Genomic DNA, 20,622 nt, shown 5'->3' on the forward strand with positions numbered 1-20,622 from the left:
GTCCGGGACCTGATCAATCCGGCGGCAGCTCCACCGGCTTGCCATGCGGCGTATGCTCGTAGGCCTCGATCCAGGCAGCCTTGCGTACGCCGAGTGCCGTCGAATCGGTCAGGTCATTTGCCTTCGCCAGATGTTCCAGTGCCTCGAGCGCGCACTGATAGTAAGTCTCGGCATTGTCCGGCCGTCCTGCTGCTTCGGCGCGGGCGATCTCGGCGCCCAGCGCATTCGACCAGTCCGCGGCGCTGAAGCGGCCGGCGGCAACCAGCGCCGCCGCCACCGCCATCACTTGGGCCTGCCAGGGTTCGGCAAAAGCCGGCTCGCCGTCGCGGGCTTTCAGCGGTGCGACTGCTTCAACGCGGTTCAAGGTAGCGCTCCCACAGATCGACGAAGATGCGGTCGCGGCTGCCGGCCGCTTCCGGCCAGAGATCGGCGCGGCTGAAGGCGATGGTGTAAAGCGGCTCCGCCATTTCACGCCCTCTGGCCATCTCATCCGGCACGATATGATTGCCGCGATAGGCATGAACGACGCCAGCGCGTTCCATCGCATAGGCCGGCAGACGCGTATGCGCGATACCACCAATGCGGATCGTCTTGACATAGGCGCCGACTTTGAACGCGGGCTGCCGGTCCGTATCCCGGCGGAAATCCGTGGTACGGCGCGAGGCCGCCAGCACATCTGATGCAGGCATCGGCGGCGACACCTGCGGTGCCGGGCGCACCGCCTTGCCGCGCGCGATTTCACCGATGCTGGCCCAACCGTCATCCACCATCATCGCCGCATAGACCTGCATCCACTGATCGAAATAGGGGCGCGTCAGGTAATCCTCGGCCGGAATGAGCTCGCGCACATGGCGCCACCAATCCAGCGTCCAACCGGGCGCGCCCGTCATAGCCTCGTTGATGCCCCACATGCGGGCTTCCCAATCGGCGTGAAAGGGCGCCTCATCGGCATCCATCACCACCGGCCCAAGGCCGTTGCGGCCGCCCATGTCGTGTACCCTCAGGCTCTTCTCTTGGGTCATGGTCACATCCGTGCCTTCAGGATATCCGTGCCGATCATGCTGTTGCGGGTGACGAGGGCGGCCAGCGCCGCCTCGTCCAGCCCCTCGGTGCCGGCGGGCCTTTGCGGCAGAACGAGATAGCGCAGCTCCGATGTGCTGTCCCAGACGCGGATCTCGGTATTTTCCGGGAGATCGACCCCGAACTCCCGCAGCACGGCACGCGGCTCGCGCACGATACGGGCGCGATACTCGGCTGATTTGTACCAGCCGGGCGACATGCCGAGCAGTGCAAAGGGATAGCAGGAGCAGAGGGTGCAGACGACCACGTTATGCACCCTGTCGCTGTTCTCGACGGCCAAGACATGGCCGGTCGCGTGGCCCTGATAGCCGAACTCGGTGATGGCTGCCGTGCCGTCGGCCAGCAATCTTTCCTTGTAGGCGGGATCCGTCCAGGCACGCGCCACCACCCGGGCGCCGCGTTTCGGGCCGATTTCCTCGGCGTAGAGATCGATCCAGGCATCGATCGCCTTCGGGTCGACCAAACCCTGCTCCACCAGAAGGCTTTCCAGCGCCTTCACGCGGAGGGCTGGGTCACTCGGCAGGTCGCTGTGCAGATGCTGGTGGATGTCGATGATCTTTTTGGCGTCGTAGCTGGTCATGATGGGATCCGGCATGGTTGGGCCAACGCCTATCATCCGGGAAAGCAGGACCGGGTCAAGACGGCAGGGAATCTAACAGGGGACGTGACCGCTTCTTACAGCCGGCCGGCGCGAAGCTTCAAGAGGTCGATCAGGAACCGATCGCGCTCCGCCTCGAGATCGGCGATCGACCGCCCTGCCGCCTCGGCCTCGATGCCCTCGATCAGCCTGGCCTTGATCTCGTCGGTGAGCTGCATACGGCCGAGGGTCCGCCAGCGACTTTCCTGGCTGGGGCCGAGATGGTCGAGGTAGTGGCGGATGCCGCCCTGCCCGCCGCCCAGGTGATAGGTAAGATGGGTGCCCTGCACGGCCCAGCGCATGGCGGGGCCGTGAACGAGGGCCGCATCGATATCGGCAGCTTCGGCCACACCTTCGGCCAGCAGATGCACGGCCTCCTGCCACAGCGCCGCGCCAAGGCGGTTGGCGATATGACCCGGCATTTCGCGCTTGAGGCGGATCGTCACCTTGCCCAGTGCGCAGAGGAAGGCTTCTGCCCGATCGATTACGGCCGCATCCGTACCGAAAAGTTCGACCAGGGGCATCAGGTGCGGTGGGTTGAACGGGTGGGCGATGATGATTCGCGCCTTGTTGCGGCAGCCTGCCACCATGTCGCTCAACAGAAGCGAGGACGTATTGCTGGCGATTATCGCCTCTTGCCTGGCCGCGGCATCGATCTCCCCCAGCAGGCTGATCTTGAGCTCCAGCCGCTCCGGCACGCATTCAAGAACCAGATCCGCATCCGCGACCGCAGCGGCAATATCGGCGGCAAAATCATAGGAAACGCCGGCATCGGGACGCAATTCGGCCAACTGGCGCCGCTGCCGGTCCACCACCGTCGGCATCGACTCCCGCCGTTCGATATCCGGTTCAACGACCGCTACGCGAAGGCCGCGACTGGTGCAGAGCGACACCCAGCTGGCGCCGATAAGGCCCCCACCGATGACCGCAATTCGGGTGATGCTGGTGGCTGTCATGCAACCGGTCAGTTCATCGGCGCCAACCCGTAACGCCGCTGGATGGCGTTGAAGGTTCCGTCCCGCTCCATCTCGGCTATGGCAGCATCGATCTGCGGCAACATCGCCGCGGTATCGGGGACCGCCTTGCTGAGACAGAGATAATAGGGCGAGGTTCGAAACTCGCGATAGACAATCTTGTCGGGCAATGCATCACGCAACAGAAAATCGATCGGCGCGCGGAAGGAATAGAGAAAGTCGAACCGCGCATTGATCAGCATCTCATAGGCCAGGCGGTCGTTGCCGACGGTCTCATGCGGCATGCCGGCCTCGGTCAGTTCGTCTTCCAGATTGTAGCCCTTTACCGCACCGACGCGGGTACCACGCAGATCGCCAAGGCCGACAATCGGCGCCGTCATCATCCCGGCGCGCGTGAACACCCCGACCGAGGTATGGCCGATCGGCCGGGAAAAATGAAACAGGGCGGCGCGGTCTTCGCGGTAGGAACAGGAGCAGAGCCCGTCGATCTTGCCGGCCGACGCCTCGGCGTAACCGCGGTTCCAGGGCATGAATTGTGGCACGAGTTCGAGCCCGCTGCGCTTGGCGATTTCCGCGATCACGTCAACATCGCTGCCCCGCAGGCCATCCGCGCCCGGTTTTTCGATCTTGAGCGGCGGAAAATCGTTGCAGGCCAGAACGACACTGCGTGCCTTCGCCATTGCCCAGCCGGGCGCGACCAGGGCCAGAAACGCAGCCAGCGCCAAGCCGGCAAGCAAGGTGGCCAGCAACCGGACCTTGTCGCCACGCGCCTGGACCACAGCAATGGAACACTTGGTAGTCCCTCGAGGCATACGCAACCGCTGTCAGAAGAGAGGCAATCGCGATATGCTCCCAGCTATTGGTTAAGGAAAAGCGAAGATGGGCTGGAAACCATCGGGCATGATAGCAAACCGGCCCGGCGATGCCACACAACCGTTCCAGTCGTAATCATCGGGAATTAACACAGCGGGAGATCCCCATGTCGCGGCAATCGGCTTGCCTCATCACTGCTCTTGCCGGATGTCTCTTGTCCGCCTGCACAAATGCCGCAGACGATGCAGCCGCCGACGCTCTCACGGGGGCGGAATGGAGGATCACCGAAATAGCTGGTCAGAGCGTATTGGAGAGTTCCACGGCGACCCTGCGATTCGACAGCGACGGCCGCGCCGGCGGAAGAGGTCCGTGCAACACCTACGGCGCGGGCTACCAGATATCGGGCGCCAGGATCACTTTTGAGGCGCCCTTCTCCACCACGATGGCCTGCGATCCAGCGCTGATGGAACAGGAGCGCGCGCTCTTCGATCTGCTGTCGCAAATCCGCAGCTTCGGCATCGGCGATGACGGCGTGCTGGTCCTTACCGCCGAGGACGGCCGCACCATTATAGGCCACCGCTGAACCCTTTTTGCGGCGACGCCCTATTTATTTGCGGTGATGAAAGATCCGGCCCAGCGTGTTCAGCAGCACCTGGGCGGCAAGGATGGCGGTCATGCCGGTATGATCGTATTCCGGCGCCACCTCGACCAGATCGATGCCGACGACATTGCCCCGACGGGCAAGGCCATCGAGAAACTCCAGCATGTCGTAGTAGAGGAAGCCACCATGACTCGGCGTGCCGGTGCCGGGGGCGATCGAGGGGTCGAAACCGTCGATATCGATGGTGAGATAGTAGTTCCTTCCGGAAGGAACGCGCTCCAGCACCGCGTCGACACCGAGCTTGCGGAAATCACGCACCGACAGGATGTCTGAGCCCATGCGGCGCGCATCCTCGTAGCCTTCGCGCGCGGTGGACGAGACATTGCGGATGCCGAGTTGAGTCAGGCCGGTGACATAGTCCTTCTCGGCGGCGCGGCGCATCGGATTGCCGTGACCGAAGCGGACACCGTGGCGCTCATCGACGAAATCGAGATGCGCATCGATCTGCACGACGTGGATCGGCTCCTGGTCATCGAAGGCGTTGATGCAGGGAATATTGATCGAATGATCGCCACCGAGAACCACCGGCAGGGCGCCGGCCTTCAGGATCTTGCGGACGGCATACTCGATATTGTCATGGCTCTTGATCGTGTCGGTATGGACGATGTCGGCGTCGCCGATATCGACCATGCTGACCTTGCTCTTGGGCATGTAGACGACATCGTCCTCGAAATCATAGGCGCCGTCATGGCCAAAGGAGAAAAGCGTCGAGGCCTCGCGGATCGAGCGCGGGCCGAAGCGCGCACCGGCGCGCCATTGCGTACCGAAGTCAAAGGGAGCACCCAGCACGGCGACATCCGCCTTGATGGCGTCCCAGTCGAGGCATAGCGGGCTTTTCGCAAAGGTGGAAATGCCGACGAAGGGCAGATCCAGCCTGCCCCGCTCGTAACCATGCCCCTGACCGTCCATAGCCCGTCCTCCCCGGCTGGCGTGTTCCGGAGAACCTAACGATCCGCCGCCCGCCGGGGAAGAGGCTTCTTGGGATCAGGCGAGTTCCGTCTTCAGGAACTCGATGGTGCGTCCCCAGGCCAGAGCCGCCGCACTGGCGTCATAGCGGGCGGCATTGGTGTCGTTGTTGAAGGCGTGGTTCGCGCCCTCATACATGTAGAGTTGAAACCGCTTGCCACTGGTCTCCAGCGCCGCCTTGTAGGCGTCGATACCGGCGTTCACCCGCTCGTCGATGCCGGCGTAATGAAGCAGCAACGGCGCTTCGATCTTCGGCACATCTGCAACATCCGGCTGCATGCCGTAATAGGCGACGCCGGCATTGAGCGTGGGATCGGCAACGGCCAGGCTGTTGACCAAGGCACCACCCCAGCAGAAGCCGACGGCTCCTACCTTGCCAGAGCTGCTGGCATGGCCGCGCAGGCCGGCGATCACCTCTACCCCGCCCTTTATTGTGGCGGCTCGGTCGAGCGTACCGATCATCTCGCGCGCCTTGTCTTCGTCGGCCGGGGTACCGCCCAAGGGCGACAGGAAATCAACCCCACCGGCCAGGAAGCCTTCGGTCGCCATGCGCCGGGTGACATCCTTGATATGCGGGTTGAGGCCGCGATTCTCGTGGATGACTTCGACCGCCGGGAATTTGTCGCCCTCGGCAGGCCGGGCGAGATAGACATTAAAACCGCCGATCACAACGGTTTCCGTGACGATCCTCGGATCGTTTTCCAGAACAATTTCCGCGCGGGCGTAATTGTTCTGCAGCAGCGGCAGCATGGCATAGGCCGCCGCCGAGGATCCGGCAAGAATTGTCAGTTTTTCCAGGAAGTTGCGGCGATCCATCTCGCCATGGGTGAAGCGGTCATAGAGATCAATGGCTGTTTGATCGGGCTTTTGAGTCATGTCCGTCCGGCCTCCCTTTATCGGCATGGGAATCAGCTTACACGGCGGATATAGGCCAATCCTGCGCGATATCCAGGAGTAGTCGGAAAATGGGCGCTTATCCGGCCCGACGCTGATCGACGACCGCGACATGCCGCAAGCCTTGCTGGTCGGTCAGGATGCCGACCTCGACCTCGAAGGCGCTGGCAATATGCGCTGGGCTGAGCACATCGGTGATGACACCCTGCGCCACGACCTTGCCGCAATGCAGCAACAGGCCGCTATCGGCGAAACGCAGTGCTTCGCTAAGGTCATGCAGCACCACCACCACGGCAATGCCCTGGTCGGCAAGTTGCCTGACGAGGCGCATGATGCCCAGCCTTTGGGCCGGATCGAGATTGTTGGTCGGCTCGTCAAGCAGCAATACTCGGTCGTTCCCGGCCCCGTCTGGCGACCAGATCTGGGCCAGGACGCGGGCGAACTGTACCCGCTGCCGCTCACCGCCGGAGAGGCGATGATAGGATCGGTGTGAGAAACTCCCGAGCCCGACCGCCTCCAGCGCCCAGGCGACCGCTGCGCGTTCACTGCCAGGGCGACCATGGCGATAGGGCAAGCGTCCGATGGCCACCAAATCACCGACGGTGATCGGGAAAGCGACATGCGAATTCTGCGGCAGCACGGCCCGTCGCATGGCAAGATCCGACGCATCCCAGGCGGCAAGCGGTCGACCGGCGATCTCGACTGATCCCGAATGCGGCCACAGATCGCCTGAAAGAACGTTGAGGAGCGTCGATTTGCCGGAGCCGTTTGGCCCCATCAGGGCCAGGACCTCGCCCGCTGCAACTGCCAGGGAAACATCTCTCAGTGCGCCGCGAGCGGTGGCAATTCCCTTTGCCCGAATAGGAGCTGCGGCCATCATGCAGCCCCCCGCATCTGACGCACCAGCAGATAGAGGAAAATCGGCCCGCCGAGCGCCCCCGTGACGAGGCCAATCGGCAACTCCGCCGGCGCCACGGCAATGCGCGTCACGAGATCGCCGAAGGTGATGATGACGACGCTGATGAGCGCCGAAACCGGCAGCAGCCAGCGATGGTCGTGGCCGATGACGAGGCGGGCAAGATGCGGCGCCACCAGTCCGAGGAAGCCAATCAGGCCGCAGAACGCCACCACGGTACCGACCGCCGCCGCGACCGCAATGACGATCAGTCGCTGCAGACGCTGGACCGGCACGCCGAGATGCCGCGCCACATCCTCGCCGAGGCTGAGCGCATTGAGGGCCGGCGCGATACTCCAGGCAAAGGCAAAGATGGCGATGACCGGCACGGCGATGATTCCGGACTGAAGCCAGCCATTCCCGGCAAGGCTGCCCATGCGCCAGAAGGTGATGTCGCGCAACTGCTGTTCGTTGCTTATGAAGATCAGAAAGCCGATCGCCACCTCGGCGATGACACTGATGCCAATTCCGGCAAGAAGCAGCACCACGGTCGCAGTGCCACCCGAAAAATGCGCGATGCGCAGGATGAGGAGTGTCGCAACGAGGCCGCCCACGAATGCGGCCACCGGCAGGACGAAGGCGGCAAATCCGCCGAGCCAAACCGGCAGGGCCGGCATCAACACGATGGCAAGCGCCGCCGCCAGAGCCGATCCCGAGCTGACGCCGATCAGGCCAGGATCGGCCAGCGGATTGCGGAACAGGCTCTGCATCAGGCAACCGCTGATGGCCAGCCCGGCACCAGCCAGGATCGCGACGATCACGCGCGGCAGGCGCACATGGCCGATCAGATGCTGTTCTATTTCAGAAAGGGCCGAGCCATCCAGGCCGGCGGCCCAGGCGATAACACCGCGCAGCGACATGGCGAGCGGGCCGGTCGCCACGGCGGCGAGAGCGGCGACAAAGGCAAGGACGAGCAGGATTGCAGTCACCCGCCAACGACGGCGGTCCCGCGCCGCGCCGGAATGCGCCGGCGCGTCGATGTCGATGAAGGTCATGGCGTGCCGACGGCCCTAAGCGACCCAGGGACGGGCCGGCAGCGATGGCCAGTCAAGGTCCGGATGCAACTGCGCCGCCAGCGCATAGGCGGCATGGGCCGTCCGCGGACCCATCGCCAGCAGCGCAGCACCATCAATCGGAATGACCCGCGGTCGTGCAGCGTCAGGCAGCTCGGCAAGACCCAGGTCCTCCGCCGCACGGGCAGCCAGATCGACGCCGGCAACCGGCATCTCGTTGCTTTGGAACATGGTCAGAACCACATCCGGTTTCAGGCTGACGATGCCCTCGGCGGAGAGGGGCCGGTAGCCATCGAAATCGTCCCCCAGATTCTCGGCGCCCGCAATCGCCATGACCATGTCGGCAGCCGTGTGGCGCCCCGCCATGCGCCCCCTGATGGTGCCCAGCATGAAAATGGTGCGTGGCTTGACCTCGACCCGCGCCACGGCATCGGCCAGGGTCCGCATGTCGGCGGCAATATCGCCCGCAACTTCCTCGCCCTTGCCCGCCTCGCCAAGAGCGGCTGCAACGAACCTCATCTTGTCCGGCACCGAAGCGGGGCTGAGCGGTCCGTCGAATTGGCGCAGGATGTTGGTGGCCCCACCCAGTTGCTGCAGCACGCTGGCCGGGCCGGCATCACGGTCGGCCAGCACGAGATCCGGCGAGAGCGAGAGCAGACCCTCGACCGAAAGCTGACGGAAATAGCCGATTTTGGGCAGTGCGTGGACGGCAGCCGGGTAGAGGCTGGTCGTGTCGACCGCGACCACCTCGGGCCCGTGACCGAGCGCAAAGACGCACTCTGTCATGGCTCCGCCAGCGCAGACGATGCGGCGCGAAGCCGCCCGGCCGGCGCGCGGCAGGGCGAATGCGGCTGGCAGCAGCGCCGCCGCGGCAAGCCAGCGGCGGCGCGACAGGTTGGCGCTCATGCTCCTAGGCCTTCTGGCGCGGCAATTCGGCAACGATGCCACGCCAGCTTTCCAGTTCCGGCTCACCCGGCTTGCGCTTGCCAAAAAAGGTGGCGATGCGCCCGCCATCCCGGTCGAAGAGTTCGACCGAATGCAGCGGCCCGTCGCTGGTCGGCTTTGTCACGGCGAAAGCGTGCGCGATGTGATCTTCACGCAGATGAAGATTAAAATCGGGGTCGAGCACATTGACCCAATGATCCATGCGCACGACGCGGTGAACATGACCGGTATGGATCTGGATGAGGCCGGCATTGCCGACGAAGACCATGATCGGCACCTGGCGCTCGGCAGCCAACATCAGCATTTCATTGGTCGCGGCGGCGGTCAGCGGCTGCGTGTAGACGCCGTCAACCAGCTGCATCGCCTGCAGCGCATCGACCTCGTTCCTCTTCAGCATGCCATGGAATTCATGAACATCCTTGATCGCGGCCCAGTCGGCGAGCAGCGCGTCCCGGTTCGGGTTCCCGTTGACGGCACGCTCGACGGTTTGCGGTCGATCGACGGCAAGTGCCGTCGGAACCGATGGCAGCAGGCTCTCAACCAGATTCGACCAGGCCGCCATGTCGGTCGCATCGAGCGCAAAGATCTTGTGAACCGCCGTGCCTGTGGCATCGAATACCTGCAGCGATTGCCGTGCCGGATCGACGTTGACGTCCGTCACCGCATAGAGGTGCTTCCAGTGCTTTGGGAAGATGCGCAGATCGATATCCGGTCCCAGCACGATGCCGGCCATCGGGCCGAACCGCGCCGGCTCATAGGCGCCCTTGCGTTCATGCACGCAGCTGTCGTTGCGGGTCAGCGCCATGACCCGGCCCACGGCGGGCAGGCCCTCAAACAGTCTCTCGATATCCATCACGAGCGGCCGCGCGATAAGGCCGCATTGTGCCGCAACAAGCTCCGCCTCGCTGATTCTCAGTGCATCGGCAGCATCGCGGGCCCGCAAGCGGGGCTGTTCCGCCTTCGGGGCCCGCCAGCGCGTGCGCAGATCGTCGGCGGATTCGGGCAGGGGAAGGTCAAGCGGCATAATGGTCTCCATGATGATCAGTTGCTGGCGAGCGCTGGCAGGTACGGCGCCGGCACCGGCGCCGGGACGTGCCCTCCCGGGCGACGACACCGACATGGCCCGGGACCGGATTCCAGTCCTTACTTGGTCAGGATCAGGCGATGGTTGCGGGTAATGCGCAGGCGGTAGGCGGCGCCGTCGAAATCGATGATTGCCTCGCGCGCGCCCTGCAGGATGGTCTGCAGATTGACGGTCTGGATGCCCCGATTTGCGTTGCTACTGCTGGCGGATTTGCCCATCCCTTCGGGACGGCGGTGCTGCATGGCCGGTCGGTCCCGATATTCGCCGCCGGCCACTGCCGGGCGACGGTAGTCTTCGTTGGAGTTGCCAAGCGGTGATGTCGTCGCGGCGTCGCGATAACCCATGGCCGTTCTGTCCATATCCATCCACTCCCGCTGATCGAGATGTCGCGCCGCCTCGGTGGAGGCAGTCGCAGTTGCGAGTCATTCGCAACAACCAAGAAGTAGCAAAACCCATTCCTTAATCGCAAGTGATAATTATTCGCATAGATAGAATGTACCGTCGTCCAAAATCATGAAATTGACAATTATTCTCATCATGCTCATATTTCACCTCGCTGGGAGACATTCCCGGCGGGTCAAGGACGCAGTCAGGGCACCACGCGCCATGTATGTCTGTTTGTGCAACGGGTATCGTTCGAGCGAGATAGAGCAGACCGCCAGGGCTGGCGGTTTGACCTGCCCGGTCAAGGTTTATGAAGCGCTCGGCAGCGGCCCGTGCTGCGGTACCTGCCTGCCCACGGCGCAGGAAATCATCGACGATGCCCACGCGGGTCGGAGCGCCAAAATCAGCGCTGCCCTGCCCCTCGCGGCCGAATAGCGCTCAGCGTTCGGTCCGGGCGACATAAAGAATTGTCGCCCAGACGACCAGCAGGAACGAGAGAATCCAGGCACGGGCTGAGAATCCGGCCATCAGCAGGACGTTCGGCAACCATTGGCCAATGCCATGCCCACCGACGAACTGGCCGTGTCGGGCGAGGAAGAGCAACGAGATGGTCATATAACCGAGCGAGGCGCCGGCCATGGGCGCAAGGCCGGCCCAGAGAAACAACGCGCGATTGCCACGGCCGGCCGCAGCGACATGCCAGACCAGCACAGTTAGCGCCATGGCGGCGACGAGGACAGACGCGCCATCCCCGAACCGGCGAACGATAACCGGCCAGTAAAGGGTGAAGTACAAGACCGCGGCGCCGAGATAGCCGAGCGCACCCGGCTTCAGGGCCGCTTCGACCTGTTTACGAACCGCCGTGCTCACCCGGCTCATATTGAGACTGGATATAGTTCTGCAGCCCCATCTTCTCGAGGATCTCGAGTTGAGTCTCAAGGAAGTCGATATGTTCTTCCTCTGATTCCAGGATGTCGGTCAGCAGTTCGCGGCTGACGAAGTCGCCCACTTCCTCGCACAGGCGGATACCGGCCTTGAGTTCCGGATGACCGATCATCTCAAGCTTCAGGTCGAGGGTGAGAATTTCCTTCACGTTCTCGCCGATCAGCAGCTTTCCGATATCCTGCAGGTTTGGCATGCCCTCGAGGAACAGGATGCGCTCGGTGAGCCGGTCGGCATGTTTCATCTCGTCGATCGATTCGTGATATTCCACATCGGCGAGCTTCTTCATGCCCCAGTTCTTCAGCATGCGCGAATGCAGGAAATACTGATTGATGGCAGTGAGTTCGTTCTTCAGCACCTTGTTGAGCAGCTGGATAACCTTCTTGTCGCCCTTCATGGCCGCCTCGCATCTAGACTGGGTCTCGGACCTGCGCTGATCGACGCGCTTGACCGGAATCAAGATATCGCAGCCTAAGTCTTTAAAAAAGCACGATTTTTATGAGATTGCGAGGCATAGTCAGATGCAGACCCGTCGCGTTGTCCGCGGGTCCGTCCGCTAGGCCCATCTGAAAATAACGAAAGCATAGGCGAATGAGAGGCCAAGTGGGGCCCAAAGCGGCGTACCCACGAAACCGAGCCAGGCCAGGAAGATATAGGCCGCGCCCAACAGCGAGATGAACAGGCGGTCGCCCCGCGTCGTATCGAGGCCGAGAATACCGCGGCGCGGGCCGCCGCCAGGCCGACGCAATTCCCACACCGTCATGGCAATCAGACAGGCGATGATGAAGGCGAAGAAGGCGGCGGTCTGCCAAGTCCAGGCCATCCAGGCGATGAGCGACGTGCCCTGCATGTGAGATACCTTTCCGGATCAGACGCGACCGAGGGCAAAGCCCTTGGCGATGTAATTGCGCACGAAATAGATGACGAATGCGCCGGGTATGATGGTGAGCGTGCCAGCCGCGGCAAGCAGGCCGAGTTCATAACCAGAGGTACTGGCCGTGCGGGTCATGGTGGCAACGATCGGCTTGGCATCGACCGAGGTCAGCGTCTTGGCCAGCAGCATCTCCACCCACGAGAACATGAAACAGAAGAAGCAGGCCACGCCGATGCCGGCGGCGATGGTCGGGATGAAGATGCGGACGAAGAAGCGCGGGAAGGAATAGCCGTCGACATAGGCCGTCTCGTCCAGTTCCTTCGGCACGCCCGACATGAAGCCTTCCAGGATCCACACCGCCAGCGGCACGTTGAACAGCGTATGAGCCAAGGCGACGGCAATATGCGTGTCAAACAACCCGACCGCCGAATAGAGCTGCAGGAAGGGCAGCGCGAAGACGGCCGCCGGCGCCATGCGGTTGGTCAGCAGCCAGAAGAACAGATGCTTGTCGCCCAGGAACCGGTAGCGCGAGAAGGCATAGGCCGCCGGCAGGGCCACCGCCACCGAGAGGATGGTGTTGGTGACAACATAGATCAGCGAGTTGATATAGCCCGAATACCAGGTCGAATCGGTGAAGATCTTGGCATAGTTCTCCAGCGTGAAGTCCTGCGGGAAAAGCGAGAACCCGCCCAGGATCTCGTTCGTCGTCTTGAACGACATCGCCACCAGCCAATAGATCGGCAGCATCAGGAACACGATGTAGATGATCGGGATGAGGGAGCGTTTGCGCATGTTACTGGGCCTCGTTCCGCATCATGAGGGTATAGAACAACCAGCTCAAAAGCAGGATGATCAGGAAATAGATCAGCGACATGGCGGCCGCCGGGCCGAGATCGAACTGACCCAGCGCCATCTTGTCGAGATCGATCGAGAGGAAGGTGGTGGCATTGCCGGGGCCGCCGCCGGTCAAGACCTTGACCTCGGTATAGATCATGAAGCTGTCCATGAAGCGCAGCAGCACGGCGATGGTCAGCACCCGCTTCAGCTTGGGCAACTGGATGTAGCGGAACACCGCCCAGGCCGATGCCCCGTCGATCTTGGCCGCGCGATAATAGTCGTCCGGAATCGAGACGAGGCCTGCATAGCACAGCAGCACCACCAGCGACGTCCAGTGCCACACATCCATCAGCACGGTGGTAAACCAGGCCGTCACCGGCTGGCGGGTGTAATTGTAGTCGAAGCCCAGATTGTTCAGGCCCTTGCCCAGCAGGCCGATCTCCGGCAGTGCGAAGATGTTCCACATCGCGCCGACGACGTTCCACGGAATGAGAAGCGGCAATGCCATCAGAATGAGGCAGATGGAAACGCCGATCCCCTTGCGCGGCATGGCAAGGGCAATGATGAGGCCGAGCGGCACCTCGATCGCCAGGATGATGGCGCTGAAGAGCAATTGGCGCAGCAGCGCGTCATGAAAGCGCGGCGAATTGAGTATCTGCTGGAACCAGTCGACCCCGGCCCAGAAGAAGACGTTGTCGCCGAAAGTCTCCTGCACCGAATAGTTCACCACTGTCATCAGCGGGATGATCGCGTTGAATGCCACCAGCACCACGACGGGCAGGACCAGGAGCCAGGCTTTCTGATTGACTTGCTTGTACATCCGTCAGTTCCTCACGCCACCAGCCAGCCGTCGCGGTAAAGATGGGTATGTGTCGGCTCGAAGCCGAGGGCGGCACTGCCCGTTGGCACTTCCTGCCCTTCCGGCACCAATACGCGGATCAGGTGATCCTGATGCCTGGCTTCGACGATGCGGAAGCGGCCGGCATCGGTTACCTTGCCGATCTCAACAGGCAGGCCGCCGGTTCCGGCGAAACTGACGAATTCCGGCCGCACGCCCAGTTCCAGCCGGCCGCCACCCGCCGCATCGACCCGTGCCGCCTCGATCGCGTCGATACGGCTGCCCATGAAGCTGATGCCGCCATTCTCGAGCGCCACCGGCAGAACGTTCATGCCCGGCGAGCCGATGAAATGGCCGACAAAGGTATGGGCCGGCCGCTCGAACAGTTCGATCGGCGTGCCCACCTGAACGACCTCGCCGTTGTTCATGACGACCACCTTGTCGGCGAAGGTCAGCGCCTCGGTCTGGTCGTGGGTCACGTAGATCATGGTGCGGCGCACCCGGTGATGCAGTTCCTTCAACTTCGAGCGCAGCACCCATTTGAGGTGCGGGTCGATCACTGTCAGCGGTTCGTCGAACATGATGACGTTGACATCCGAGCGCACCAGGCCGCGTCCCAGCGAGATTTTCTGCTTGCCGTCGGCCGTGAGACCCGAGGCGCGGTTCGTCAGTGACCCGCCCAGATCCAGCATTTCACCGATCTCGCGCACGCGCCTGTCGATCTCACTCGGCGCAACACCACGATTGCGGAGCGGGAACGCCAGATTGTCATAGACGGTCATCGTGTCGTAGATGACCGGAAACTGAAAAACCTGGGCAATATTGCGTTCCTCGGGCGAGACACTGGACACGTCGCGCTCGTCGAACAGGATGCGACCCTCGGTCGGTCGCAGCAGGCCGGAAATCAGGTTGAGGAGGGTCGTCTTGCCACAGCCTGACGGCCCAAGCAGCGCATAGGCACCGCCATCTTCCCATTCCAGGCTCATCTCCTTGAGCGCCCAGTCCTCTGGCTTGCCTGGCTGGGACACATAGCTGTGCCGCAGGCGATCGATGGTGATACGCGCCATTACTCCGATCCTCCCATCAGCCTGCCATCCGCCCCGAAAAGAAATGAGCGAGCGACGTCGACATAAAGACGCGCCTCGGCACCGACATCGAACGGGTGCACGCCGTGTGACTGCGAGATCCAGGTGCCGCCATCCAGATGGAAATGAATGACACTGTCCGAGCCGGTGAGTTCCGCCAGCAGGACCCGGCCATCAAGCGTCGGCTGACCAGGATGCGACTCCGGCGTGATGTGATGGGCTCGGATGGCCCAGGTGTAGGGTCCATCGGGCAGCGTGACCGCGGCAGTTCCGAGATCGAAACCGATGCCGCCCGCCAGATGAATTCTGCTCCCCTGTTTCGTGACCTGCGCCACATTAAGCGGCGGATCGGAAAAGACCTGCGCGGAGATGAGGTCCTTCGGCTGTCGGTAGATTGTCCCGGTCGGGCCGAACTGGGTTATGCGCCCTTCGTGCAGGGTGGCGGTATTGCCGCCGAAGAGCAGAGCCTCGGTCGGCTCGGTTGTGGCATAGACAACGATACAGCTGCGCCCGGCGAAGAGGCGTGGCAGTTCGTCGCGCAATTCCTCGCGCAGCTTGTAGTCAAGATTGGCCAGCGGTTCATCCAGCAGGACGAGGTCGCTATCCTTTACCAGGGCGCGGGCAATTGCGGTTCGCTGCTGCTGGCCGCCGGACAACTCGGCCGGCTTGCGGCCCAGCATGGGCTTCAATCGCAGGAGTTCCGCAACCGCGCCGACGCGGCGCTCGATCTCCGCTCTGTCCATGCCCGCTACTTTAAGCGGCGAGGCGATGTTCTCGTAGACCGTCAGATGCGGATAATTGATGAATTGCTGGTAGACCATGGAGACATTGCGCTTCTGCACTGCCATCCCGGTGACATTCTGGCCCCGGAACCAGATCTCGCCGCGGCTGGGCCGATCCAGCCCCGCCATCAATTGCAGCAGCGTGGTTTTGCCGGACAAAGTCGTGCCGAGCAACACGTTGAAGCTGCCCTCTTCGAGCACAAGATCTGTCTCGAAGATGTGGGTTTCTCCGGCAACGCTCTTGGTCACATGTCTCAGTTCAAGGGTCATTCAGCATCATTCTCGATAGTGACGACTGCCACCGGGGACAAGCATGTCCCCGGTGGCTCCGTCGTCCGTGAGAACGGAAAGTTACTGGTTTTCCGTCCAACGCTTGATCAGCTCATCATAGGCGATGGTTTCGCCCTGCGGCTTCTCGTTCTCCAGCTTGGCATGCGGACCGTTCTCCTTGCCGAGCCACTCCGAGGGATCCTTTTCCTCGTTGAGGCGCGGGCCACAGCCACCATAGGTGTTATTGGCTTCATCGGCCTGCTGCATGCGCGCCATGACCTGGTCCATCTCGCCAGCGAGACGGTCCATGGCTTCCTGCGGCGTGAAGGCACCCGAATTCACGTCGCCGATGTTCTGCCACCAAAGCTGGGCCAGCTTCGGATAGTCAGGCACGTTGACGCCGGTCGGGGTCCAGTTGACGCGGTCCGGCGAGCGATAGAACTCGACCAAGCCACCCAGCTTCGGCGCCCGCTCGGTGAAGCTCTCATGCCGCACCGTGGAATCGCGGATGAAAGTGAGGCCGACATGGCTCTTCTTCACATCGACGGTCTTCGAGGTGACGAACTGGGCATAGAGCCAGGCCGCCTTCTGGTTCTCGAGCGGGGTCGACCTGAACAGCGTCCAGGAACCGGTGTCCTGGTAGCCGAGCTTCTGGCCTTCTTTCCAATACGGGCCATGCGGCGAGGGCGCCATCCGCCAGAGCGGCGTGCCTTCATCGTCGACCGTATTGTTGCCTTCCGATTTCGGCGCCACCATCGAGGCGGTAAACGCCGTGTACCAGAAGATCTGCTGGGCGACGTTGCCCTGGGAGAGCGCCGGCAGCGACTGGTAGAAATCGTAGTCAGCCGCACCCGGAGGGGCGTATTTCCGCAGCCATTCGTCCCATTTGGCGATGGCATAGACCGAGGCAGGGCCGTTTGTCTCGCCGCCGCGGCTGACCGAAGCGCCAGCCGGGTTGCAGGAGCCCTCCTCCATGCGGATGCCCCATTCATCGATGGGACGGCCGTTGGGCAGGCCCTTCGAACCCGCCCCGGCCATGGAAAGCCAGGCATCGGTCATGCGCCAGCCAAGGTCCGGGGCCCGCTTGCCGTAATCCATGTGGCCATAGATCTGGACACCGTCGATTTCCTTCACGTCGTTGCTGAAGAACTCGGCGATGTCCTCATAGGCCGACCAGTTGACCGGCACACCAAGCTCGTAGCCATACTTGGCCTTGAACTTTTCCTTCAGGTCCTCGCGATCGAACCAGTCCTTGCGGAACCAGTAGAGATTGGCGAATTGCTGGTCGGGCAGCTGCCACAGCTTGCCATCCGGCCCGGTGGTGAACGACTTGCCCATGAAGTCGTCGAGATCGAGACCCGGATTGGTGACGTCCTTGCCGTCGCCCGCCATGAAGTCGGTCAGGTTCACCGCCGATTGCAGGCGGGAATGGGTGCCGATCAGGTCGGAATCGTTGACATAGCCGTCATAGAGATTGCGGTTGGTCTGCATCTGGGTCTGTACCGCCTGCACGACCTCGCCTTCGCCGAGGAGCTGGTGGTTGACCTTGATGCCGGTGATTTCCTCGAACGCCTTGGTCAGGACCTTCGATTCATATTCATGCGTCGGGATGGTTTCCGACAGGACGTTGATCTCCATGCCCTTGAACGGTTCAGCCGCCTTGATGAACCATTCCATCTCGGCCAGCTGCGCATCCTTCGACAGGGTCGAAGGCTGGAACTCCTGATCAATCCATTTCTTGGCCGCCTCGACATCTGCAAACGCCGGGATAGATCCCATTGCCAGCATGAGAGCGGCCAACGACACGGTACGACGGATCGCCATGATCGTTTCCTCCTCTTTGTGCGCCATTTTTCAATATTCCCCCGGCCAGTGCGCACATTTCCAGCCGATTGGCTCGCTATCCGCGTCGCGGCGCGATCTCGTGATCGCCGCCGGCGAAGGCGGGTGTTCTTTCAAGTTGAACCATGTAGTCCTGCAAGGCCGCCTGCTCCGCCGGAGTCATGTGGAGGCCAAGCTTGGAGCGGCGCCAGATGATGTCATCCGCCTGCGTAGCCCATTCCTCCCGCATCAGGTAGTCCACCTCCGCCGCTGTGAGGCTGGGGCCGAATCGTCGTCCTAACTCGGCGGCGTTTCTTGCGTCGCCCAGCACCTGCGCCGCCCTGGTACCATAGGCTCGCACGAGGCGGCGCGCTTCCTTCAACTCCAGGAACGGGTAGCGCTTCGAAAGGCTGCCCACTTCCGCGGCAAAGGCGTTTACCGCAAAATCGCCGCCCGGCAGCTTGGCCTGCGCCGTCCACGGCGCGGCCATTGCCGGAAAAGTGGGCTTCAGCCTGTCGAGCGCGGCTTCCGCCAGGCGGCGATAGGTCGTAATCTTGCCGCCGAAGATCGACAGCAGCGGCGCCTCGCCGGTGCCGCCTTCCAGTTTCAGCACATAATCGCGCGTCGCATCCTGCGCCTTGCTGGCGCCGTCGTCATAGAGGGGACGGATGCCGGCATAAGTCCAGCGGATATTGGCGCGGGTCACCGATGCCTGGAAATACTCGTTGGCTGCAGCAAGAAGATAGTCGACCTCGGCCTCCGAGATCGCGACCTTGCCGGGTTCGCCATCGAAATCGGCATCGGTCGTGCCGATCAGGGTGAAATCGTGTTCGTAGGGAATGGCAAAGCAGATGCGACCATCGGCATTCTGGAAGATATAGGCGCGATCGTGGTCGAACAGCTTTTCGACCACGATGTGGCTGCCCTTGACGGTGCGGATCCGGTCCGGCGCATTCATCCCAACGGCACCACCAAGGAAACTCGAAACCCAGGGACCCGTGGCATTGACGAGGGCGCGCGCCGCCACTTCCCGCCGCACGCCACCGGCACCTTCCAGTTGGATGCGCCACAGGTGGCCGGCGCGCCGCGCCTCGGAACAGCGCGTGCGGACCAGGATCTCGGCGCCACGCTCGGCAGCGTCGCGCGCGTTGAGGGCGACCAGGCGCGCATCCTCGACCCAGCAATCGGAATACTCGAAGGCATGGGTAAAACCGGGCTTCAGCGGCGCCCCGGCGGCGTCGTGACGCAAATCGACACTGCGCGTGCCGGGCAACAGCTTGCGACCGCCCAGGTGGTCGTAGAAAAACAAGCCGAGGCGGATGAGCCAGCGCGGCCGCAGCCCCTTGTGGTGCGGCAGGACGAAACGCAGCGGCCAGATGATGTGAGGTGCGGCGCGCAACAGGACTTCGCGCTCGATCAGCGCTTCGCGCACCAGGCGAAACTCCTTGTGCTCGAGATAGCGCAGGCCGCCATGAATCAGCTTGGTCGAGGCCGAGGATGTGCCGCTGGCGAGGTCACTCTGCTCGGCCAGCAGGACCTTCAAGCCACGCCCGACCGCATCGCGCGCTATGCCGCAACCGTTGACCCCGCCGCCGATGACGACGATGTCGAAGATTTCCGCGCCCATGGACATCGGGATCCGACCATTCCTCCGCCGCCATCTCCGTTGACATCGTCCAGTGCGCTCGGCGCCCTGGCGATCCTTGGCTGGGCCCCTGGACGACATGAATCTGTCCGGGCGGCGTCATGCCGATTGATGGCTTTCGTAATTTTCGCCGTGAACATTGAAATGAAAATAAACGAAATTCAATAGAAAATTTCCCCGCCGAAATGGTTCTTTTTTGGCGTTAACACTTCCGGATTTGTACTATAAAAACCTGGAGATTTGCGATTTTCGCAATTGCGAAAGAAAGCTAAGCCGTTAGCTATGCTCTGATTCTTCGGCCTGATCCGCGCCGGGTGCGATGGCAACCTGCGTCCCGGAATGGCGGCAGATCTCGGCAATATTCTCCGGTGGCGGCTGGTCGGTCACAAAGACACTGATCTCGGAAAGATGCCCGATTCGCACCGGCGCGCTGCGCGTGAACTTCATTGAATCGGCCACCAGGATGACATTACGCGCATTCTTGATGATCGCCTGGGCGACCCGAACCTCGCGATAGTCGAAATCGAGCAGCGCGCCGTCTTCGTCAATGGCCGAGACACCGATCACGGCGTGGTCGACCTTGAACTGCGACATGAAGTCGACTGCCTGCTCGCCGACGATGCCGCCATCCGACCGGCGCAACATGCCGCCCGCGACGATCACGTCGATGCGCGGCGAAGGCAGCAGAATGCTGGCGACATGGATATTGTTGGTGATGACCAGCAGGCCTTCGTGGTTGGAGAGCGCCCGGGCCACCTCCTCCGTCGTGGTACCGATATTGATGAAGAGCGACGATCCGTTGGAAATGAGGGATGCGGCGTGCTCGCCGATGCGGCGCTTTTCGAGATCGGCCAGATGCCGGCGTGCCTCATAGGCGACGTTCTCGACACCGGACGCCAGGATGGCGCCGCCATGGGTGCGGGTCAGCAGGCGCTGCCCGCACAGATCGTTGAGATCCTTGCGGATGGTCTGCGGTGTCACGTCGAACTTGGCGGCCAATTCGTCGACATTGACCCGGCCGTTGAGGCGGGCCAAGGCCAGAATGTCATTCTGTCGCGGTGTCGGCGTGAACATGAGCGTGGTCCTGAATCTGGTTGGAGCCGAGATTAAGGCGCCGCCGCT

General features: G+C 62.5%; 24 protein-coding genes. 2 read left to right on the plus strand and 22 right to left on the minus strand.

Features of this window, described 5'->3' with window-relative positions; genetic code table 11:
- Nucleotides 1-13 precede the first annotated feature (13 nt).
- The 5 genes from A8950_RS16055 to A8950_RS16075 form a co-directional block, all read right to left on the minus strand.
- On the minus strand, nt 14-364 hold the full coding sequence (locus A8950_RS16055; RefSeq protein ID WP_133614704.1) for a nitrile hydratase accessory protein: 351 nt from the start codon (nt 362-364) through the stop codon (nt 14-16).
- Nucleotides 351-1,022 carry a nitrile hydratase subunit beta gene (gene nthB / locus A8950_RS16060; RefSeq protein WP_133614705.1) on the minus strand — a complete coding sequence of 224 codons (672 nt, stop codon included), beginning with the start codon at nt 1,020-1,022 and terminating at the stop codon, nt 351-353. Before nthB ends, A8950_RS16055 begins: the two co-directional genes overlap by 14 nt.
- A 2-nt stretch (nt 1,023-1,024) precedes the next feature.
- Nucleotides 1,025-1,660: a nitrile hydratase subunit alpha gene (gene nthA, locus A8950_RS16065; RefSeq protein WP_133614706.1), complete on the minus strand. Its 636-nt coding sequence runs from the start codon at nt 1,658-1,660 to the stop codon at nt 1,025-1,027.
- 95 nt (nt 1,661-1,755) lie between these two features.
- Nucleotides 1,756-2,673 carry a 3-hydroxyacyl-CoA dehydrogenase NAD-binding domain-containing protein gene (locus tag A8950_RS16070; RefSeq protein WP_133614707.1) on the minus strand — a complete coding sequence of 306 codons (918 nt, stop codon included), beginning with the start codon at nt 2,671-2,673 and terminating at the stop codon, nt 1,756-1,758.
- A gap of 8 nt (nt 2,674-2,681) precedes the next feature.
- Entirely contained in the window at nt 2,682-3,470 is a 789-nt protein-coding gene (locus A8950_RS16075) for a substrate-binding periplasmic protein (RefSeq protein ID WP_166645228.1), read from the minus strand.
- Between the two features lie 200 nt (nt 3,471-3,670).
- On the opposite strand from A8950_RS16075, the gene A8950_RS16080 reads away from it, so the two are divergent.
- Nucleotides 3,671-4,087: an META domain-containing protein gene (locus tag A8950_RS16080; RefSeq protein ID WP_166645229.1), complete on the plus strand. Its 417-nt coding sequence runs from the start codon at nt 3,671-3,673 to the stop codon at nt 4,085-4,087.
- Between the two features lie 24 nt (nt 4,088-4,111).
- Here the strand turns inward: A8950_RS16080 and speB are convergent, their stop codons facing one another.
- From speB to hemP, 7 genes are all read right to left on the minus strand, one after another.
- The gene (gene speB / locus A8950_RS16085) at nt 4,112-5,074 is read right to left on the minus strand and encodes an agmatinase (protein ID WP_133614710.1); all 963 of its coding nucleotides are present in this window, start codon (nt 5,072-5,074) and stop codon (nt 4,112-4,114) included.
- 75 nt (nt 5,075-5,149) lie between these two features.
- Nucleotides 5,150-6,007: a dienelactone hydrolase family protein gene (locus A8950_RS16090; RefSeq protein ID WP_133614711.1), complete on the minus strand. Its 858-nt coding sequence runs from the start codon at nt 6,005-6,007 to the stop codon at nt 5,150-5,152.
- 97 nt (nt 6,008-6,104) lie between these two features.
- Nucleotides 6,105-6,905 (minus strand): heme ABC transporter ATP-binding protein, encoded by an 801-nt coding sequence (locus A8950_RS16095; protein WP_133614712.1) that lies wholly within the window; start codon nt 6,903-6,905, stop codon nt 6,105-6,107.
- Complete coding sequence (locus A8950_RS16100; RefSeq protein ID WP_133614713.1) at nt 6,902-7,975, minus strand: FecCD family ABC transporter permease; 1,074 nt, start codon at nt 7,973-7,975, stop codon at nt 6,902-6,904. The genes A8950_RS16095 and A8950_RS16100 overlap by 4 nt, the downstream gene beginning before the upstream one ends.
- Before the next feature lie 15 nt (nt 7,976-7,990).
- Nucleotides 7,991-8,899, minus strand: a complete 909-nt coding sequence (locus A8950_RS16105) for a heme/hemin ABC transporter substrate-binding protein (protein ID WP_166645230.1) — start codon at nt 8,897-8,899, stop codon at nt 7,991-7,993.
- A 4-nt stretch (nt 8,900-8,903) separates the two neighbouring features.
- On the minus strand, nt 8,904-9,962 hold the full coding sequence (locus A8950_RS16110; protein WP_133614715.1) for a hemin-degrading factor: 1,059 nt from the start codon (nt 9,960-9,962) through the stop codon (nt 8,904-8,906).
- A gap of 119 nt (nt 9,963-10,081) precedes the next feature.
- A complete protein-coding gene (gene hemP / locus A8950_RS19710; RefSeq protein WP_208109897.1) occupies nt 10,082-10,366 on the minus strand; it encodes a hemin uptake protein HemP in 285 nt (94 codons plus the stop codon).
- A 262-nt stretch (nt 10,367-10,628) separates the two neighbouring features.
- Between hemP and A8950_RS20025 the strand changes: the two genes are divergently transcribed.
- Nucleotides 10,629-10,841: a (2Fe-2S)-binding protein gene (locus tag A8950_RS20025; protein WP_407644238.1), complete on the plus strand. Its 213-nt coding sequence runs from the start codon at nt 10,629-10,631 to the stop codon at nt 10,839-10,841.
- Between the two features lie 3 nt (nt 10,842-10,844).
- Here the strand turns inward: A8950_RS20025 and A8950_RS16125 are convergent, their stop codons facing one another.
- The 10 genes from A8950_RS16125 to A8950_RS16170 form a co-directional block, all read right to left on the minus strand.
- Complete coding sequence (locus tag A8950_RS16125) at nt 10,845-11,276, minus strand: hypothetical protein (protein ID WP_166645231.1); 432 nt, start codon at nt 11,274-11,276, stop codon at nt 10,845-10,847.
- On the minus strand, nt 11,257-11,745 hold the full coding sequence (gene bfr, locus A8950_RS16130) for a bacterioferritin (protein WP_133614718.1): 489 nt from the start codon (nt 11,743-11,745) through the stop codon (nt 11,257-11,259). The genes A8950_RS16125 and bfr overlap by 20 nt, the downstream gene beginning before the upstream one ends.
- 159 nt (nt 11,746-11,904) lie before the next feature.
- Nucleotides 11,905-12,198: a DUF2160 domain-containing protein gene (locus tag A8950_RS16135; protein WP_133614719.1), complete on the minus strand. Its 294-nt coding sequence runs from the start codon at nt 12,196-12,198 to the stop codon at nt 11,905-11,907.
- Between the two features lie 18 nt (nt 12,199-12,216).
- Nucleotides 12,217-13,014 (minus strand): carbohydrate ABC transporter permease, encoded by a 798-nt coding sequence (locus A8950_RS16140; RefSeq protein WP_133614720.1) that lies wholly within the window; start codon nt 13,012-13,014, stop codon nt 12,217-12,219.
- Nucleotide 13,015: 1 nt separating this feature from the next.
- A complete protein-coding gene (locus tag A8950_RS16145; protein WP_133614721.1) occupies nt 13,016-13,879 on the minus strand; it encodes a carbohydrate ABC transporter permease in 864 nt (287 codons plus the stop codon).
- Nucleotides 13,880-13,890: 11 nt separating this feature from the next.
- Nucleotides 13,891-14,964, minus strand: a complete 1,074-nt coding sequence (locus tag A8950_RS16150; protein WP_133614722.1) for an ABC transporter ATP-binding protein — start codon at nt 14,962-14,964, stop codon at nt 13,891-13,893.
- Nucleotides 14,964-16,034, minus strand: coding sequence for an ABC transporter ATP-binding protein (locus A8950_RS16155; RefSeq protein WP_133614723.1), 1,071 nt, complete (start codon nt 16,032-16,034; stop codon nt 14,964-14,966). Before A8950_RS16155 ends, A8950_RS16150 begins: the two co-directional genes overlap by 1 nt.
- A gap of 81 nt (nt 16,035-16,115) precedes the next feature.
- Nucleotides 16,116-17,885, minus strand: a complete 1,770-nt coding sequence (locus tag A8950_RS16160; RefSeq protein WP_243735673.1) for an ABC transporter substrate-binding protein — start codon at nt 17,883-17,885, stop codon at nt 16,116-16,118.
- Nucleotides 17,886-17,934: 49 nt separating this feature from the next.
- A complete protein-coding gene (gene glpD, locus A8950_RS16165; protein WP_243735674.1) occupies nt 17,935-19,482 on the minus strand; it encodes a glycerol-3-phosphate dehydrogenase in 1,548 nt (515 codons plus the stop codon).
- Between the two features lie 294 nt (nt 19,483-19,776).
- Nucleotides 19,777-20,574, minus strand: coding sequence for a DeoR/GlpR family DNA-binding transcription regulator (locus A8950_RS16170; protein ID WP_133614725.1), 798 nt, complete (start codon nt 20,572-20,574; stop codon nt 19,777-19,779).
- Nucleotides 20,575-20,622: the final 48 nt, after the last annotated feature.

This window comes from Dongia mobilis (assembly GCF_004363235.1).
GTDB lineage: Bacteria > Pseudomonadota > Alphaproteobacteria > Dongiales > Dongiaceae > Dongia > Dongia mobilis.

Excerpts from the sequence above, each read along its gene's own strand:
- bfr (WP_133614718.1), bottom strand. The coding sequence starts at position 11,745 with ATGAAGGGCGACAAGAAGGTTATCCAGCTGCTCAACAAGGTGCTGAAG.
- A8950_RS16090 (WP_133614711.1), bottom strand. The coding sequence starts at position 6,007 with ATGACTCAAAAGCCCGATCAAACAGCCATTGATCTCTATGACCGCTTC.
- A8950_RS16160 (WP_243735673.1), bottom strand. The coding sequence starts at position 17,885 with ATGGCGCACAAAGAGGAGGAAACGATCATGGCGATCCGTCGTACCGTG.
- A8950_RS16080 (WP_166645229.1), top strand. The coding sequence starts at position 3,671 with ATGTCGCGGCAATCGGCTTGCCTCATCACTGCTCTTGCCGGATGTCTC.
- A8950_RS16145 (WP_133614721.1), bottom strand. The coding sequence starts at position 13,879 with ATGTACAAGCAAGTCAATCAGAAAGCCTGGCTCCTGGTCCTGCCCGTC.
- nthA (WP_133614706.1), bottom strand. The coding sequence starts at position 1,660 with ATGACCAGCTACGACGCCAAAAAGATCATCGACATCCACCAGCATCTG.
- A8950_RS20025 (WP_407644238.1), top strand. The coding sequence starts at position 10,629 with ATGTATGTCTGTTTGTGCAACGGGTATCGTTCGAGCGAGATAGAGCAG.
- A8950_RS16070 (WP_133614707.1), bottom strand. The coding sequence starts at position 2,673 with ATGACAGCCACCAGCATCACCCGAATTGCGGTCATCGGTGGGGGCCTT.
- A8950_RS16150 (WP_133614722.1), bottom strand. The coding sequence starts at position 14,964 with ATGGCGCGTATCACCATCGATCGCCTGCGGCACAGCTATGTGTCCCAG.
- A8950_RS16105 (WP_166645230.1), bottom strand. The coding sequence starts at position 8,899 with ATGAGCGCCAACCTGTCGCGCCGCCGCTGGCTTGCCGCGGCGGCGCTG.
- A8950_RS16100 (WP_133614713.1), bottom strand. The coding sequence starts at position 7,975 with ATGACCTTCATCGACATCGACGCGCCGGCGCATTCCGGCGCGGCGCGG.
- glpD (WP_243735674.1), bottom strand. The coding sequence starts at position 19,482 with ATGGGCGCGGAAATCTTCGACATCGTCGTCATCGGCGGCGGGGTCAAC.
- A8950_RS16110 (WP_133614715.1), bottom strand. The coding sequence starts at position 9,962 with ATGCCGCTTGACCTTCCCCTGCCCGAATCCGCCGACGATCTGCGCACG.
- A8950_RS16135 (WP_133614719.1), bottom strand. The coding sequence starts at position 12,198 with ATGCAGGGCACGTCGCTCATCGCCTGGATGGCCTGGACTTGGCAGACC.
- A8950_RS16170 (WP_133614725.1), bottom strand. The coding sequence starts at position 20,574 with ATGTTCACGCCGACACCGCGACAGAATGACATTCTGGCCTTGGCCCGC.
- hemP (WP_208109897.1), bottom strand. The coding sequence starts at position 10,366 with ATGGGTTATCGCGACGCCGCGACGACATCACCGCTTGGCAACTCCAAC.
- A8950_RS16095 (WP_133614712.1), bottom strand. The coding sequence starts at position 6,905 with ATGATGGCCGCAGCTCCTATTCGGGCAAAGGGAATTGCCACCGCTCGC.
- A8950_RS16155 (WP_133614723.1), bottom strand. The coding sequence starts at position 16,034 with ATGACCCTTGAACTGAGACATGTGACCAAGAGCGTTGCCGGAGAAACC.
- A8950_RS16140 (WP_133614720.1), bottom strand. The coding sequence starts at position 13,014 with ATGCGCAAACGCTCCCTCATCCCGATCATCTACATCGTGTTCCTGATG.
- speB (WP_133614710.1), bottom strand. The coding sequence starts at position 5,074 with ATGGACGGTCAGGGGCATGGTTACGAGCGGGGCAGGCTGGATCTGCCC.
- nthB (WP_133614705.1), bottom strand. The coding sequence starts at position 1,022 with ATGACCCAAGAGAAGAGCCTGAGGGTACACGACATGGGCGGCCGCAAC.